Here is a 17412-nt window from a genome sequence, read left to right on the forward strand (position 1 = left end):
TAACAAATTGGAGGAATCAAAAATGAATTTATCGTTTTACAGGAATCTTCCAAAAAAAGAGTGTAGTGAATGTGGCTGTGAAATCAAAGAACAATACGAATCCTACGTCCATGTTTGTGAGCGATGCATTAATAGAAAAGAAGAATAGTCCAGCGGGTTTTAGTATCTGTTTACACTCAGGATAGGGCGTTAAGCTCTATCCTGAAGTTTTGTATATATACTCATAACAAATAAGTGATTTACTAACAGTAATAAGGGAGAGATTAGTATATGGAAAATGAACGCTATCGACGTGGGTTCCATAAATTCATGGAATATACAACGGTAACACAGGATGAAAGAGATTCGGGGAAAGTTGCAGACCCATTGGAGGATATCGCTCCCGATTTAAGAAGATTCATTATCGAGTTTGCTTATGGGGATATATACAGTCGACCAGGATTAGATAATAAAAGCCGGGCCCTTATTACGATTTCATCACTCGTTACACAAGGAACAGAGCGGCAGATTGAAGTTCATATTAATAGAGGGTTAACGGCTGGCCTTACACCTACAGAAGTCGTGGAATCAATCATGCAGCTGGTTCCTTATACAGGTTTTCCTCGTGTTCAAAATGCACTAATTATTGCGAAAAAAGTTTTTATGCAACATAACATTAGTAAAGACTAAAACAAAAAACAGATAGGAGTAAGAGGATGTGAAAAAAAAAATAACAATTGCTATACGGATAGTAGTCCAAATCATTTTTTTGTATAGCCTTAATGAATTGGGAAATCTCGTTGTCGAGATTTTCCATCTTCCTATACCAGGAACGTTAATTGGATTGCTGCTTCTTTTCAGTTTATTACTAACAAAAATTGTTCCGCTACAATGGATAGAAGAAGCGTCTTCTCTTCTTTTGAAACATTTGTCGTTTTTCTTTATCCCTATTGCAGTAGGTTTAATGAGTTATGGAGATTTATTGTTGCATCAGGGCTGGTTGTTGTTTCTTTTAATACTGGTAAGTTTATGGATTGGGATTTATACGACAGGGAGGGTTTCGCAATTCCTTGTCCGTGAACAGGAGAGCAATCAAGAGTAAAGAGGCGAGCATATGGATAAAGCGATCACGGTTTACACGCTTATCATAACGGTTGGAGCTTATATAGGGAGTATTTTCTTAAATAAGAGGGTATCTTCCCCGTTTACCCATCCGGTTTTTGTTAGTACATCATTAATTATCTTTGTCCTTATATTGAGCAATGTCCACTACAAGGACTATGAGGGAACGAAGGATATGTTAAGTTTTTTTCTGGGACCTGCTACTGTAGGGATTGCGGTTCCTTTGTATCAAAACCGTTCCATCTTGTTCCGGAATATCATTCCTTCATTTGCTGGTGTAATAGCTGGTTCCATGGTAAGTATAACAGCGACTGTTCTTATGCTAAAAGGTCTGCATTTATCATCGGAGCTTATTCGTTCCATGAGCTTAAAGACGATTACGACTCCTATGGCTGTTGAGGTGGCTTCTATCATTCACGGGGATACAATCTTGACTGCTGTTTTTGTGGTGATAACAGGGATGCTAGGAGCTATGACAGGTCCCTGGATAATGAATAAAATGGGCATCCACAATCCATTATCAAGAGGACTTGCTCTTGGGGTGCAGGCGCATGGTATCGGAACAGCGCAAGCTGCGTTAGAAGGAAGGCTTCAGGCTGCCATTGCAGGTGTGGCTATGGGGGTTAATGGGATTTTCGTTTCTATCATGGTTCCGATCATTATTCCGTGGATTATAACATAAAATAATGTCTACATTTCTTGCGTTGAATACCCGCGAATACGAAAGCGCCACAACCCCATTGTATATTCAGGATTGTGGTGCTTTTATACGCTGAGAATAGTGTTAGAAAAATCAACGTCCTTGTAACATGTTGTCTAAATACTGTATTATTCGTTCTTTATCTTTTAGAACATTATTTTCCCTTTTCTGATCGCTTTCCATTTTTGCTACTGATTTGTCTAAAATGTCTTGCTCAACAGCTTGCGGAATTACGACTACGCCATCTGCGTCTCCTACAATAAGATCATTTGGATGAATACTCGTTCCTCCACATGAAATAGGTACATTGATTTCTCCAACACCTGCTTTATTACTTGCTGCTACTGTTGTTCCTTTACAGAAAACAGGAAAATTCAAATTTTTGATTCCCATAATGTCTCGGATAGCCCCATCTACTACTATGCCCTGTATACCTAATGCTTGCGCCATTTCTACTACAAAATCACCTGCAATAGCACGGTATGTATCACCTTTGGCATCAATAACCAAAATGTCTCCCGGTCTTGCTTCTCTAATGGCTTTAAGGACGCACAGATTGTCTCCGATTGGCATTTTTACAGTTAATGCTCTTCCAGCGATTTTATATTCATCTTTCAAGGGTTTAATACACGAATCCAGGTTGTTAAGTCCTTGCATGGCATCAGATATACAGGTTGTTGGGACTTCGCGGAATTGTTGAATGATGTCGCTCATTATACTCTCTCCTTATACATAATCTCTTACTATGTTTAATGGCTTATTAATAGTATGTAACGTAAAGCAATAGTACCTTGCCCATTCCTGATTTCAGGAATAAACAAGGTACTAGACCACGTTTTCTACCGTCATTTACTCACCTTTTTATTCATGATTATGGCTGAAGCAACGTTCACACTCATGAAGATAAGATTCTGCCTGTTCTTCAAAATGTTCACCGCATTCACAGCACATTTTCTTTGGCAGACTTCTATAGAACTCCAAATCTCTTGTCATTATATATCCCTCCATTGATTTTTTATTCTGAATTTTCCTGTGTCTTTATTGTATTATAACAGATTTCTTTTGTCAACGATTGTTATACAACTTTTTATTTTTGTTCTCTTGCCCATATTTACCGAATCGGATAAAGGAGAGGACACGAGTTTTAGTAATACTCTTAGGAAAATAGCTTTCTTTCTTGACAAAACAATAGGTTGATTCTTATAATTATTTTGAAATTAGAAACATTTTCCGCAATACGGAAAATATTATTTTGTTGCCCTGCTTTAGAGAAAAAGTAAGACGAATATGAATATAATTACGTATAACTGTAAAGCCGTATGGGGCAACAGGTTATAAGGAGCTATCATAATGGTTCAATCAATCGATCGAGCAATGATGATTATCGACATACTGATATCAGATGACGCTAAAAATGGATGGCAAATATCTGAACTGGCTGAAAAAACGTCCCTTCCTTTAAGTACCTTGCATAGATTGCTTAGTTCTTTGATGCAACATGGACTTGTGGCTCAAATTCCTGAAACCAAGCATTATAAAGCCGGTTACAGATGGATGGAGATCGGACTTCGCTTATTAGATAATGTAGACTTTCGGTTTGTAGCTAGGTCTGTTATGGAACGCTTAGCAAGTGAAGTAGAGGAAAGTGTTTATTTGAATATTACGAATGGTACGGAAGGGATCGTTATAGAAAAGGTAGATAGTCCGTTGAAGATTCGTATTGCAGAGGATCTCGGCATTCGAATCCCCTTGCATATCGGGGCGCCTAATAAAACCATTCTTGCGAATATGCCGGAGCATGAAAAAGAGCGGATTATCGGACTTTTGCAGCTTTCTTCCCAGGAAAAACAGAAATTAATGAACCAGCTTTCTGAGATTAGAAGAAGTGGCTATGCCATCAGCGTTGGTGAAAAAACAGAAGATACGGCCGCTGTGGCTGCGCCAATTATTGGATACAACAATAAGGTTACAGCAGCTCTGAGTATTGGCGGACCGGCGTTTCGCTTCACATCAGAATGTATTCCGGAATTAATCGAGAAAGTTAAGGCGGCGGCGGCAGAAATATCAATGAAAATCGGAAAAATATAATGGGGATTTACCCCTTATATTTTTGATATATAAACGGAAATGATTTCCGTAATACGGAAAACGAGTGAGGGTGATTACAAGCACATTATTCTTATTCTTCGCAAAACAATGAATGCAGGCTGTATAAAGAGAGGAAGCATCGTATCGAATTGTGAAAACGGTTTCGCTAGGGTGGAGCTAAAGTGAAACGACTATAAAATCATGTTGGAAGGAGACGATTTATGAAAGGTCTAACACATATCGTAAGTCAAGTGACCGAATGGATTTGGGGATTGCCCATGATTTTGCTTTTATTGGGCGGAGGTATATTCTTAAGCGTTCGTCTCGGTTTTTTTCAAATTCGTTATTTACCGCATATTCTAAACCAGACATTTGGAAAAATGTTCAGTAAAAGTAGTAAACCAGGTTCAGTTACCCCATTTCAGGCAGCAACCTCAGCCCTAGCTTCCACTATTGGGGCAGCAAATATGGTAGGCGTACCTGTTGCAATTGCTATGGGCGGGCCGGGGGCTGTGTTCTGGATGTGGGTGGTTGCTTTAATTAGCATGGCAACAAAATATTCCGAAGTTGTGCTTGGCGTAAAATACCGCCAAAAGAATGAAGATGGGGAATGGGTGGGAGGCCCGATGTATTACATTGATAAAGGATTAGGGTGGAAGCCGATTGCCTGGCTGTTTGCCTTTGGACTGATGCTGGAGATTGCTGCGAGTATGATGGTTCAATCCAATTCAATCGCTACTCTGGTTCAAAGTACTTTCCATATTCCGGTATGGATAACAGGAGCCTTGGTCATGCTTCTTGTTGGGCTTGTAACGTATGGTGGCATTAAGCGAATTGGCCAAATTACGGAGAAGCTTGTTCCCCTTATGGTATCGATTTATTTAATTGCTGCACTTATTGTGCTGGTATTTAATGCTAGAGAGATTCCATATGCATTTGAGTTGATTTTTGTTCACGCTTTCACGCCGATTTCGGCAGCGGGAGGTTTTATAGGCGCAGGGGTTGCCGCTGCGATTCGTTGGGGGCTGGCCCGAGGCATTTATTCGAATGAAGCCGGTATGGGAACAGCACCGATCGCTCACGCAACAGCGCAGACGGATCATCCTGCAAAACAGGGGTTTTGGGGCATTTTTGAGGTCATTGTTGATACGTTGATTGTATGTACAATGACTGCGCTTGTCGTATTAACCTCTGGTGTTTGGAAGGATGTCAAATCAGAAGAAGCTTCTTCCATGGTATCACAAGCGCTTGGTGAAGTAATCGGTTCTTCTCTTGCCGGTTTGATTTTGTCTCTTGTTTTGTTTCTTTTTGTACTTTCGACCGTTGTGGTGATTGTTTATTACGGCGAGAAGCAAGCAGAGTACTTGTTTGGGAGTACGTTTGCGAAAGTAATGCGCTTTATTTACATATGTGCCATTCTTGTAGGAGCAGTTGGAGGTTTACAATTCATCTGGCAGTTCCTTGATTTGCTGCTGGCGCTAATCGTTGTTCCGAACATTATCGCAGTTCTCTTCTTAAATAAAGAAGTGCGAGATGTGACAAAAGACTATTTTTTGAATGTTTACAAACGGAATGAAAGCGTGGAACAAAAAGATGGACCAATGAGAAAAGTTCATTAATACAAAGATAAATAAAAGAAAAAGGCGAGGAGAGGTTTTTATGTATAATAAAATTCAAGGAATGGTAATGGCCGATCAAGTTGAAATGCTTACCCGTGCGCTCATAAGCATTAAAAGCGTTAACGGGACAACTGGAGAAGTTGAAATTGCTGATTTTATTAAAAACGTTCTGATGAGCTTTCCGTATTTTCAACAGCATCCTACGAATATATGGGAGCAGCACATACCAAATGATCCGTTAGGACGTAAAAATATATTCGCTCTGATTAGAGGGGAAAATAACGATAACCGAACGATTATTTATCATTCGCACATTGATACGGTCGGAATTGAAGATTTTGGCTCTGTAAAAAAAGACGCGTTAAATCCAGATGCCCTGGCTGCTTTTTTTGCAACCTATGAACTTGATAAAGATGTACAAAAGGATGCGCAATCAGGTGATTGGTTATTTGGCCGGGGCTCGGTAGATATGCAGAGTGGAATTGCCGTGCATTTAGCGAATGTATTGTATTTTTCTGAGCATCTAGAGGAGTTGCCCGGTACTATTTTATTGATGCTAAATCCAGATGAAGAGAGCCAGCATAAAGGGGTTATTTCTGCGATTTCCGAATTGAAAAGGTTGCAGGATGAATACAATCTACAATATATTATCGCAATTAATGATGACTTTATTACATCATTGTATGATGATGATCCTTACCGCTATATTTATACTGGGGCAGCCGGCAAGCTTTTACCAAGTTTTTATATTTATGGTAGGGAAGCACACGTTGGAGAAACGTTATCGGGCATTGATCCAAACCTGATTTCTGCGGAGATTACCCGGCGCATCCATAACAATGTGGATTTAACAGAGAATATTGAAGGAGAATTAGTCCTGCCACCTTCTTGCTTATATCAACGGGACAACAAAGAGGCATACAATGTGCAGACAGCGACAAGCAGCTATTTGTATTTTAACTACTTTATTTATGAAGCAACAGGGAAAGAAATTATGGATAAATTAACAGCAATCACAATTGAGGCATGCAAGGAAGTCGAAAATCTCCTTCATAGACACTATCAAGAATTTTTAAAGCGGACCGGATTGCCAGCAAAGGCGTTATCCTGGACTATTGAAGTGACGAGCCTGGCCGAGTACATGGATGAGTTGAGCAGAAAAGGATTGAATCCGGAAAAAACGGCAAGAGCAGTATTTGAACACAACAAGGATGTTGAGCCGCGCATGCTTTGCTTTAAGATTATAGAGGCGCTACAGGAGCTTGACCCGGAGAAAAAAGCAAGGGTAATTATTTTTTACGCGCCACCATACTTACCACATAATTATTTAAATGAAGAGAAGAAACGCGACCATGAGCTTGTGGAAGCGATTAAGGATGTTTTGGAGAATGTAGAGCAGGAAACAGGGGAGAAGTTTGCGTTGAAAAAGTTCTTCCCTTATTTAGCGGACGGCAGCTTTTTATCCCTGCACGAGACAGATGAAGAGATGATATCGTTAATGAAAAACTTCCCACAGTGGGATTTGATTAATCCTCTACCTGTGAACGAAATCCGCAGTCTGAATGTCTCTTCTATTAATATAGGGGTATACGGAAAAGACGCGCATAAGTGGACAGAAAGAGTGTACAAACCGTATACCTTCGGTGTCCTACCGGCGGTGATTCGAAAAGTAACGATGAGACTGCTGAATGTTTCCCTTGCCTATCCTCTATCGACACCAAGGAATGGAGCAAAAACGATATTTCTGTAGTACGTGTTCCAGCCGATCCTGTGGTTTTTGAAAAAGGTCATCATATGCATCATGCTATTTATAGAGTTGGAGAGAATGGCAGAGAGATAACGCTCTACCGGGTTCATAGCGGCGGTGTTTGTCTAATGATGATGGCCAGTGTATTGGGGGATTTGGAGTATGAGGCTTTTGCTGCAGCTGAAAGTGATGTGGAAGCCTTGATCGTACCTGCCCAAACCTTTCGAAACTGGATGCATGCATATGATTCGGTAAGCAAATTTATATATGGTCTATTTATTCGTAAAATGTCAGTTATTACTCAGCTTGTAGAAGAAGTTGCTTTTCGAGGGATAGACGACCGAGTTGCAGATTATCTCATTACACATACCTCTATGCATTCTAATATAAGAAATACGGAGGAACGATGGAGGAGATTCTGGAGGCAATTATTGTCGCATCTGCAGTCAAAGCCGGAGCAGCCTTGAGTCATGGTGTAAATGCCTTGTATTCATACGAAAAAGCGTAATAAAGGGACATCAACAAAGGATTTAACTTTTTTGCAACCTCCTTCTTTTCACTTTCCATTACAGTTAGATATGTAAGGCAGTGATAGAAAGGATGAAGATGAATGGTAGCAAAAAAAGCTTGGGCGATAGGGATAGTTGGTTGTTTGGCTATAGGAGGCGGAACTGCATGGGCGAATACCGCTATGCACGCTGCCGATACGACACAGGTTGAACAAGTTAATCAACAAATCCCTGGCAGTCTGTATCAAACGAAATCCGTAAAACTTCAAACAAAGCAGGTAAACATTCAGATGGAGATACCGGTGTTTGAGGGACTAAAAGATAAAAAATATGAAGCACAACTAAATGATATCATTATGCGTCATGCGATGAAAGACAAAGAAAATGTGGAAAAAGAAGCTGCACAATTTGCAGAGGAAGCAAAGAAAAATAGCTGGGAGATGCACCCATATGAGCTGACGGCCAATTATAAGGTAACGACAAACGGAAGCGTTGTATCTTTGGCTGTAAACACATACACATATACAGGCGGTGCCAATGGAATAAGCCGGACAGATTATTATAATATCTTAAATCAGGCTGAAGCGAAGAATATTCAGTTATCGAATCTGTTCAAAGAAAATGTAGATTATAAAAAGCTGCTGAATCAGGAAATCAAAAAACAAATCAACGAGCATCCGGAGAAGGAGCAATTTACGTTTACATCCATTTCGGATACACAAAGCTTTTCGATTGAACACAGCAATCTAGTGATCCATTTTGCCGAATATGAGATAACGCCAGGGTACATGGGAGAGCCACGTTTCGAAATTCCGATTTATACACTGAAAAATGATTTATTACCTCAGTGGGAACTTGAAGCAAAAGCGGAAAACGATGTGTTCCGCAGCATTAAAGTGACAAAATCCGGAACAGAATACATTGTGACCGGTCAAGCCCGTGTATTTGAAGGAACATATAATTATGCAGTAAAGAAAGGGAATGAAACGATAGGTAAAGGACATGGAACAGCGTCGGTGGGTGGCCCCGCATGGGGAGATATCAAACAGGCAATAAAGATTCCGGACAAGCATATGAATGCACCGAAAACATTGACGCTGGAGTTATTTGAAATAAATCAGGAGAATGGGCAACCGGTGAATAAGCTGGTTATCCCATTAGTAACAAAGTAAGTATAGTCCCCAGTGATAGGATGTCGGTTTTCCGACATCCTATTGTTTTATTTGTACTTCGTCAATTGTTTTAATAGTAAATTATGAAATAAAAGGTTGTGATATATTATATTTGGAGGGGATGATTTTGATTAAAATCAAACTAGTTGTTCCATGCAAAGAATATATCGAACACGTCTTCGAAACATTTGAAGAACTTAACCAATTAGAAAAGATAGAGAAAATAGATTATGAAAACGTAGAGTTTGAGTTGGAAGAAGTAGTAGTGGTTGCCGATCGGGTAAGAGAATTAAATCTGGATGCTGATGTTATCATATCAAGGGGATTGCTTTCTAAAATCTTGAAGGAAAGCAACGAGTTTATCCCTGTCGTAGATACGCCCGTTCAGGGAATTGATCTTATTCGATGTTTATATGACTGTAAAGCGCGTTTTGGCAGGAAAAAGGTAGCTGTTATCGGTTCCTTAAATATGATTTATGGGGTAGAGAATTTCACAGATATTGTTGATTTGCCTATTCAATCATATGTCTTAAACGATATAACAGAGTCGTCCAGATTGGTAGATTTAGCTGCCCGTGATGGTTGCGAAGTTATCTTAAGCGGATTAAGTACGTGCAAATATGCTGAAAAGATAGGATTGGGAGCACTCTTGATTCGAACCGGAAAGGAATCATTCCGACAGGCTTTAATTGAAGCCAAACGATTGGCCCTTGTCAGCAGAAGAGAGCAAGAAAAGGCTCAGCGTTACCAAACAATTCTTAACTATGCTTATGAAGGAGTTATCGCCGTCGATCAAACAGGGAGAATATCCGTATTTAATACTGCAGCTCAGGAAACGTTGTCCATCTCAAAACCAAATGTAATCGGATGTTCTATTCTCGATATAGTACCTGCAGGGAAATTTCGTAATATGCTGCTTAGTAGTGATGAATACCAAGAAGACATTATTACATATCAATCAGTCCAATTAGCAGTGAAAAAAGTCGGAATATTTTTAAGAGACAAAAAGGTGGGGGATGTGGTTACGTTTCAGGATGTAACAGGCATTCAGGAGATGGAGAGAAAAATCCGGAAGAAGATACATTTGCGTGGGCATGTTGCAAAACACACTTTTGACGACATTCTTTACCGGAGTACAAAAATCAGAGAAACGATTGAAATAGCCAAACACTTCAGCAAAGCAGACTCAAATATCCTTATTGTTGGGGAAACAGGAACCGGAAAGGAAATGTTTGCCCAAAGCATACATAATCATAGTAAGCGGAAAAACGGTCCATTCGTGGCTATTAATTGTGCGGCACTCCCTGAGAATTTGCTGGAAAGCGAATTATTCGGGTATGTAGAAGGAGCTTTTACAGGAGCGATGAAAGGTGGAAAACCAGGATTCTTTGAACTAGCACATGGAGGCACTATTTTTCTGGATGAAATCGGGGAAATTTCCCATAAGCTGCAAAGCCGATTACTTCGTGTGCTACAGGAACGGGAAATCGTACGTATTGGGGATGATAAGGTTATCCCTATTGATGTGAGAATTTTAGCAGCAACAAATAAAAATCTAGAACATATGGTTAAAATCGGAGATTTCCGAGAAGATTTGTATTATCGTTTGAATGTGTTAAAGTTGATGCTCCCTCCTCTTAGAGAGCATAGAGAAGATATTCCGTTATTGGTGGATTTTTTTATTCAGGAAGGACTTATGGATTGCGAGCACATTATCATTACTGACGCCGCGAAAAAGGAACTAAGTGAATGGAGTTGGGAGGGGAATATTCGCCATCTACAAAACTTTTGTGAACGACTGGCCGTTCTCTGTAAAGGCAAGATCATCGATATTCATGATGTAAATAAATGCTCAGACAATTATAAGCTTGAGAAGGTTACTTTGGATAAGGATATGCAGGGGAGTTCTGCACTTGGATTATACCGATCCGAAAGAGAGAAGATTCTTCTGGTGCTTGAAAGGGTCAAATATAATAAAAGTAAAGCGGCTGCTGAATTAGGAATAAGCCGGACAACCTTATGGAGAAAGATGAAAGAGATGAATATTGAAACAATTTGAAACGACCTGAAACAATTTGTTTCAAGTTTGAACAAAATGTTAATGGCGATAGATGAGTCGATTGAATGCACAATCGACTTTTTTTATGAATAAAACTGTATTTTCGAAATTGGCATTACTATTGCTAAATGAATAACTGAAAACAATATGGAGGTGTTGGAATATAGGTTTATGCTTTTTGGGATATCAAAAAAGAGACGATTAAACTGTAAAAAGCAAGGAGGAGTAGTGTGAATTATACGGTGTACATTCCCCAGGATATTGAGGAAGAGGGAAAAAATTATTTGTTGGAGCGAGGATACAAAATTAAATTGGGTTCCGGGCTGGCGGAAGAAGTCCTTATGGAAGAGATCAACGATTGTGATGCTGTATTGACAAGATCGAACGCGATGATCAATAGAAAAGTGATTCAGGCAGGTAAAAAACTTAAAATCATTGCTAAGTACGGAGTAGGATTAGATAATATTGACATCGAGGAAGCAACACAACAAGGAATTTATGTAACGAATACACCACAGGCAAATGCCAATGCCGTAGCTGAGCATGTGCTTGCATTAATGTTCTGTTTGTCTAAAAATCTGCTCCTGGTTGACAGAGAGTTACGTACTGGTAATTTTGCTATCCGCAACCAGCTTTATAGTATGAATTTGGGCGGCAAGACTTTGGGAATTATCGGGTTAGGGAGAATAGGCAGGTTATTAGCTGATAAGGCACGCCAAGGTTTAGGCATGAAAGTGGTCGGATATGACCCTTATGTAGATGCTACCTCGAACCTTTCATTGGAAATTGTGACAGATGTAGAATGGCTATTCAAAAATGCGGATGTTATTAGTCTTCATCTTCCTTTAACGGAAACAACGAAAGGCATAATAGGAAAACGGGAATTTCTTTGGATGAAATCCTCAGCTTACCTCATTAATGCTTCAAGAGGGGGAGTGGTTAAGGAGGATGATCTGATTCAGGTTTTACGGGAAGGAAGAATCGCCGGTGCTGGAATCGACGTATTTGAAATGGAACCTCCTGACAAGAGAAATCCTCTCTTTGAATTGGATAACGTCATCGTTACTCCCCATAACGCTGCTTTAACGAAAGAGGCTTCCATTTGTATGGCTATGGATGCAGCGATACAAATCGATCAAGTTCTTTCCGGTAGAAAACCCGACTGGAGCGTGAATGAGCCATTAATTAAGAAGGTGTTTTTATAAAGTACATATAAACACCTACAATTATCAGTTTAATATGAATATTTAATTAAATGAAATAACCCTTGCGTTAAGTGAGATAGATCAAGTATAAGCTCAAGGGCTCCGTTGCTTGCATGCGACGAAAATTACGTTTTACTGGGGTATTAGCTGTAAAAGAAGGAGCCCTTTTGGACATACAGATAGATCGCATACTACTACTTAAGGAAAAGAGGAAATGATGCATGAGGAAGATCATTTATCTGCTAACCACAATACCAGCTATTGGCTCGCTTGTGATTATCAATCGAGTCGAACCTTACGTTTTCGGTATGCCCTTTGTTCTCTTCTGGACAATATTATGGATTTGTCTTACTTCTATCTTCTTGATAATCGCCAATATGCTTGATCCTGCAAATAAAGGAGGAGCAGAATAATGAATACGGCTCTTCTTATTATTGTTGCTTTTCTCATTTTATCCATTTGGTTAGGACTCCAAGCTCGTAAAGGTAAAGATATGAACTTGGAACAGTGGGCAGTTGGCGGACGGGGGTTTGGTGGTATTCTTGTTTTCTTTTTGATGGCAGGTGAAATATTTACAACATATACTTTCTTAGGTGCGAGTGGAAGCGCTTACTCATCTGGCATTCCTGCTGCTGTGTATGCCTTTAACTGTTTCTACTTTGTCATCGCTTACTGGCTGTTGCCGCCGATTTGGAAATATGCCAAAGAACATAACGTCATTTCGCAATCTGATTTTTATGATAAAAAATACAATAGTCCAGCATTAGGTGTTCTCGTTGCGATCATTAGCGTTATTTCTGTTATCCCATATCTAATTATGCAGTTAAAAGGGTTAGGGATTATTGTCTCTGAAGCTTCATATGGCACGATATCCCCGAATATTGCTATATGTATCGCTGTGCTTTCGATAACGATTTATGTTATGGCTTCGGGAATTCATGGTTCGGCATGGACGGCAGTAATTAAAGACATCATGATTTTGGCGGTTGTCGTCTTTATGGGAATTTATTTTCCTCTTCACTATTATGGTGGTATTCAGCCGATGTTTCAGGCAATCGATACGGCTAAAACGAGTTTCTTGCTATTTCCCGAACAAGGGTTGAGTGTTTCGTGGTTTATTTCCGCTACGATTATGACGGCGTTAGCTTTTTATATGTTTCCTCATATGCTCACAGGAGTTTTCTCTTCAAAAAGCGCAAACGCACTTCGTTGGAATGCCGCGATTATGCCAATCTATCAAGTCATTATCGTTTTCTCTTTATTTATTGGTTTTGCTGCTGTACTTCAAATTCCGGACCTAAAAGGAGCGAATATAGATTTAGCTTTATTCAAGCTGGCGAAGATGTCATTTGATCCCTGGTTCGTTGGAATAATTGGAGCATCAGGAGCGCTAGCAGCCCTTGTACCTAGCTCATTAGTATTAACATCAACAGCTACTATTCTCTCCAAAAACGTATATAAGGTATGGAAGCCGGATACGACAGATGAGCGGCTTGTGAAGCTAAGCCGTATTTTTGTCCCTATCATTTCCTTGATTACTCTTTATTTTACGTTTAGCGGCGGCAAATCGATTATGATGTTATATCTCATGGCCTATAGCTTTATGGCGCAATTGTTCCCGGCTTTATTCTTCAGCTTGTGGAGAACAAATCCGGTTACCGTACAGGGAGCGATTGCTGGAATGATTGTTGGAATCATTATCGTCGCTTACTCTACCATTTCAGGCACTACGCTTGCAACACTATTTCCATCTTTGCCGCAAGTAATAAAGGATATCGATATAGGCCTGTTTGTATTGCTTATTAATTTTGCTGTCACATTGGGAGTGAGTGCAGTTACAAGGAAACCTGTAATCGCAATAAAAGAGACTGATAAGGCGAATACTGATTTTCAAATTGATATATTAGATGATCAAGCAGTTAAATAGGAGAAGTTTTAAATACAATTGGATAAGGGTCTGTCATCTCATCTTTATAAAGTATAAAAGAAAGATGAGATGACAGACTTTTTCTATTTGGAAGAAACACATTTATAGCGAGTCAAAAATGGCTGGATTGAATGAAATTTAACTCGATTTTTTTCAGGTTGAGACTGAAATTCTTGTTAGTTCTTATCACAAATAGTGGTTTTTAAAGTGGCATTGCTTTTGCAATAAAATAGTGTACGTTACTACTCTAAACAAAGGATGGGATTATTGAGATATGCGATATTTGAATTATATTAATGGACAATGGAAAGAGCCGAGTTCAGGGGAATACAAGGAAAATCTTAGCCCACATAATGGAGAAAATTTAGGAGAATTCCCATCGAGTGCTGTAGCTGATATACAAGAAGCGGTGTCGGCTGCAAAAAGAGCATTTTCGCTTTGGAAGAAACTCTCATTCCAACAACGTGCCGTATATCTACAGAAAGCGGCTGATATTTTAAAAGCGAATCTTGAGGAAGTAGGGCGTGACTTAACATTAGAAGAAGGAAAAACGTTGGTAGAAGGTATTGGAGAAACCCAGCGCGCCATTAGCATTCTCGAATACTATGCCGGGGAAGCACGGCAACCGCTCGGTGAAGTTATCCCTTCCGGTAATGTGGAAACGTTTTTATATACAACTCGTACGCCATTAGGTCCTATTGGGATGATTACGCCATGGAATTTTCCGATTGCTATTCCAGTATGGAAGCTAGCGCCTGCTCTTATTTACGGGAATACAGTAGTGATTAAACCTGCTGATCTTACACCGAAATCCGTATATCATGTAATGAAAGCCTTTGATGAGGCAGGACTGCCGGCAGGTGTCGTGAACTGCGTGTTTGGCAGAGGCTCTGTCATCGGAACAGAAATAGTAGAGCATCCAGATATTAAAGCCATCTCGTTTACTGGTTCAAATCAAGTAGGCTGCCAAATTCAAAAGCAGGCAACAGAAAAAGGGAAAAAAGTGCAGATGGAAATGGGCGGGAAAAATCCGCTTATTGTTCTTGCGGATGCTGACTTGAATAAAGCCATAGAAGTTGCTGTAGGTGGAGCCTTTAAATCTACAGGACAGAAGTGTACGGCGACCAGTCGGATAATTGTAGAAGAAGGAATTTATGAAGCTTTCCGTAATCAGCTTGTGGAACATACAAAAACACTGAAAGTAGGTAATCCCCTCCAGCATGACACATTTATAGGTCCGGTCGTTTCTCAAACACAACGCGATAGTGTATTAGCGATGATAAATACCGGAAAGACAGAAGCAACGCTTTTGTGTGGAGGTGAAATTCCAGCAGAAGAAGAGTTAGCGAACGGTTTTTATGTACAGCCTACAATTTTTGAGAACGTGCCTTGTGATGCCCGTATTGCACGTGAAGAAATTTTCGGACCAGTCATTGCTCTTTTTAAAGTCAAAAACTATGAGGAAGCGATAGAAATGGCTAATGATACGGAATATGGTTTGAGTGCAGCCATCTGTACGAATAACTTGACCGTGGCTCACCGTTTTATTGAGGATATCGAGGTAGGTCTGGTACATATAAATTCAGAAACGGCTGGTTCCGAGCCGCAAGTGCCGTTTGGCGGTTGTAAAAATTCCAGTACTGGTTCGCGTGAACAAGGAAAGACCGCGATTGAATTTTATACACAAGTCAAGACAGTTTATATGGACCGAATGTAATATGTGGGGAAGTTGAAGTATTTTGCCAGTTATACTACTCGTCCTTTATGGATGTAAAGAAAAGTATAACTGGCTTTTTATTTTTTGAACGCGGATTGCTTCCCTTATTTTACTCATAAAAGTCTAATTCGCTGCAATGTTTACGTACTAATCTTGCGGCTTTTGACTGGCTAATAGACAAGTGATTTGCTACCTTTCGTGTACTTCTGTATCTTTTGTAGGAATCGATAATCATCGTTCTTTCCAGCTCTTCTAGCGCAAGTTCAAGGGAGAGAGTAGAAGAGCCTTGAGTTACGCCGCTTTGCTTCGTATTTTTCAATAATATAGCCGGTAAATTGGACGTTTGGATGATACCGTCGCTCGTGACAACCAGGCTTTCGACCATATTTTCCAATTGTCTAATATTTCCGGGCCATGAATAATTGTAAAAAACGTTCAAAACCTCTTGTGAAATAATCCGATTAAGTTGATATTTTTTATTGTATACAGAAAGAAAATGATAGGTTAACGGAACAATATCTTCTTGTCTCTCCCGTAAGGGCGGAATTTGCAGATTGACAACATGGAGTCGGTAATATAAATCTTCCCTGAATTGTTTATTTTGTACCATCTCATATAAGTTTCGATTAGTAGCAGACATAATGCGGATATCGACTTTTTTTATTTCTTTTCCTCCAACAGGAAGAAATTCGAGGTCTTGAATCACCTGTAAAAGCTTTGCCTGAACTTTTGGTGTAATTTCCCCGATTTCATCCAAAAAAACGGTACCCCCATCCGCCAACTCAAGCAATCCTTGCTTGCCACTTTTCGTTGCTCCGGTGAATGCTCCTTCCGCATATCCGAAAAGCTCTGATTCTAGCAGCTCTTCCGGTATAGTTGCACAGTTTATAGATAAAAAAGGGGCATGGCTTCGATGACTTTTCTTATGAATATATTTGGCTAGTACCCCTTTTCCTGTACCGGATTCTCCTTGAATTAAAATCGTTGTATCGACTTTGGATACCTTGTCACATAGTTTAATTACCTCATTCATTTCTTTGTTATTCGTAATGACGTTTTCTTTATAAGACTCATTATTGCTTGTATCGTCTGGTTCCTGTTCATCTGGAAGATAGATGTCTTTGTAGTTCGGCTCCTGTCCGGTAGTGATAATAAGTTCGATTTCTTGTTCATCGTTTAGCAAAGGGATGGCTGTTGTGACCAATTCCTTACCACTATAAGTTATTTGCTTAACTGTTACCGCTTTCTTCTCTTTGAATATACGAGGAAGAATCAGAGGTCTCCAATAATCCTTAGAAACCATTTCATCATTATGTTTCCCGACAACTTCATCCAGCTTGATACCATAATGCTGTTCACAGGCCCTGTTTACGTAGACAACATGCGCGTTTTTATCAAGAACGTAAATTTCATTAGGGGAGTGGTCTAAGATCTTTTTAAGTACCTTGCTACTCATTTCTATTTTTTCATTATCATTCATCGAATTTTGCACGATGTAGCCCTCCATGTCGTAACTATCTCCTAGTATTTATATGTTTATTCTATATTACATACAAATAGAGTTACAA

17 protein-coding genes are annotated in these 17412 nt (G+C 39.6%); 14 read left to right on the forward strand and 3 right to left on the reverse strand.

Annotated elements, in window-relative coordinates; all coding sequences use genetic code 11:
* Positions 1 to 22: 22 nt before the first annotated feature.
* From yhfH (AF333_RS31735) to AF333_RS11425, 4 genes are all read left to right on the forward strand, one after another.
* Entirely contained in the window at positions 23 to 148 is a 126-nt protein-coding gene (gene yhfH / locus AF333_RS31735; RefSeq protein WP_021623851.1) for a protein YhfH, read from the forward strand.
* A 122-nt stretch (positions 149 to 270) separates the two neighbouring features.
* On the forward strand, positions 271 to 669 hold the full coding sequence (locus AF333_RS11415) for a carboxymuconolactone decarboxylase family protein (RefSeq protein WP_043064459.1): 399 nt from the start codon (positions 271 to 273) through the stop codon (positions 667 to 669).
* 28 nt (positions 670 to 697) lie between these two features.
* Positions 698 to 1081: a CidA/LrgA family protein gene (locus tag AF333_RS11420; protein ID WP_080787606.1), complete on the forward strand. Its 384-nt coding sequence runs from the start codon at positions 698 to 700 to the stop codon at positions 1079 to 1081.
* A gap of 12 nt (positions 1082 to 1093) precedes the next feature.
* Positions 1094 to 1783 (forward strand): LrgB family protein, encoded by a 690-nt coding sequence (locus AF333_RS11425; protein ID WP_043064458.1) that lies wholly within the window; start codon positions 1094 to 1096, stop codon positions 1781 to 1783.
* A gap of 111 nt (positions 1784 to 1894) precedes the next feature.
* On the opposite strand, the gene AF333_RS11430 is transcribed toward AF333_RS11425, so the two are convergent.
* Positions 1895 to 2515 carry an RraA family protein gene (locus AF333_RS11430; RefSeq protein ID WP_043064457.1) on the reverse strand — a complete coding sequence of 207 codons (621 nt, stop codon included), beginning with the start codon at positions 2513 to 2515 and terminating at the stop codon, positions 1895 to 1897.
* 147 nt (positions 2516 to 2662) lie between these two features.
* The gene (gene yhfH / locus AF333_RS31740; protein ID WP_074715128.1) at positions 2663 to 2794 is read right to left on the reverse strand and encodes a protein YhfH; all 132 of its coding nucleotides are present in this window, start codon (positions 2792 to 2794) and stop codon (positions 2663 to 2665) included.
* 357 nt (positions 2795 to 3151) lie between these two features.
* Here yhfH (AF333_RS31740) and AF333_RS11435 point away from each other — a divergent pair, with 357 nt between their 5' ends.
* From AF333_RS11435 to AF333_RS11480, 10 genes are all read left to right on the forward strand, one after another.
* Positions 3152 to 3889, forward strand: coding sequence for an IclR family transcriptional regulator (locus tag AF333_RS11435; RefSeq protein ID WP_043064456.1), 738 nt, complete (start codon positions 3152 to 3154; stop codon positions 3887 to 3889).
* A gap of 221 nt (positions 3890 to 4110) precedes the next feature.
* Positions 4111 to 5508, forward strand: coding sequence for an alanine/glycine:cation symporter family protein (locus AF333_RS11440; protein ID WP_043064455.1), 1398 nt, complete (start codon positions 4111 to 4113; stop codon positions 5506 to 5508).
* A gap of 40 nt (positions 5509 to 5548) precedes the next feature.
* Entirely contained in the window at positions 5549 to 7258 is a 1710-nt protein-coding gene (locus tag AF333_RS11445) for a M20/M25/M40 family metallo-hydrolase (protein WP_043064454.1), read from the forward strand.
* A gap of 44 nt (positions 7259 to 7302) precedes the next feature.
* Complete coding sequence (locus tag AF333_RS32745) at positions 7303 to 7722, forward strand: Crp/Fnr family transcriptional regulator (RefSeq protein ID WP_052811796.1); 420 nt, start codon at positions 7303 to 7305, stop codon at positions 7720 to 7722.
* 143 nt (positions 7723 to 7865) lie between these two features.
* The gene (locus AF333_RS11455; RefSeq protein WP_052811792.1) at positions 7866 to 8936 is read left to right on the forward strand and encodes a DUF3298 domain-containing protein; all 1071 of its coding nucleotides are present in this window, start codon (positions 7866 to 7868) and stop codon (positions 8934 to 8936) included.
* 127 nt (positions 8937 to 9063) lie between these two features.
* Positions 9064 to 10995 (forward strand): sigma-54-dependent Fis family transcriptional regulator, encoded by a 1932-nt coding sequence (locus AF333_RS11460; protein ID WP_043064453.1) that lies wholly within the window; start codon positions 9064 to 9066, stop codon positions 10993 to 10995.
* Between the two features lie 230 nt (positions 10996 to 11225).
* On the forward strand, positions 11226 to 12200 hold the full coding sequence (locus AF333_RS11465) for a hydroxyacid dehydrogenase (RefSeq protein WP_043064452.1): 975 nt from the start codon (positions 11226 to 11228) through the stop codon (positions 12198 to 12200).
* A 221-nt stretch (positions 12201 to 12421) separates the two neighbouring features.
* On the forward strand, positions 12422 to 12613 hold the full coding sequence (locus tag AF333_RS11470) for a DUF3311 domain-containing protein (protein WP_043064451.1): 192 nt from the start codon (positions 12422 to 12424) through the stop codon (positions 12611 to 12613).
* Entirely contained in the window at positions 12613 to 14127 is a 1515-nt protein-coding gene (locus AF333_RS11475) for a sodium:solute symporter family protein (protein ID WP_043064450.1), read from the forward strand. The genes AF333_RS11470 and AF333_RS11475 overlap by 1 nt, the downstream gene beginning before the upstream one ends.
* A gap of 274 nt (positions 14128 to 14401) precedes the next feature.
* A complete protein-coding gene (locus AF333_RS11480; protein WP_043064449.1) occupies positions 14402 to 15844 on the forward strand; it encodes an aldehyde dehydrogenase family protein in 1443 nt (480 codons plus the stop codon).
* Positions 15845 to 15953: 109 nt separating this feature from the next.
* On the opposite strand, the gene AF333_RS11485 is transcribed toward AF333_RS11480, so the two are convergent.
* Complete coding sequence (locus AF333_RS11485) at positions 15954 to 17336, reverse strand: sigma-54 interaction domain-containing protein (protein ID WP_307723437.1); 1383 nt, start codon at positions 17334 to 17336, stop codon at positions 15954 to 15956.
* Between the last annotated feature and the right edge of the window lie 76 nt (positions 17337 to 17412).

Origin of the sequence: Aneurinibacillus migulanus (genome assembly GCF_001274715.1) — a bacterium.
In the GTDB taxonomy this organism is placed as follows: domain Bacteria; phylum Bacillota; class Bacilli; order Aneurinibacillales; family Aneurinibacillaceae; genus Aneurinibacillus; species Aneurinibacillus migulanus.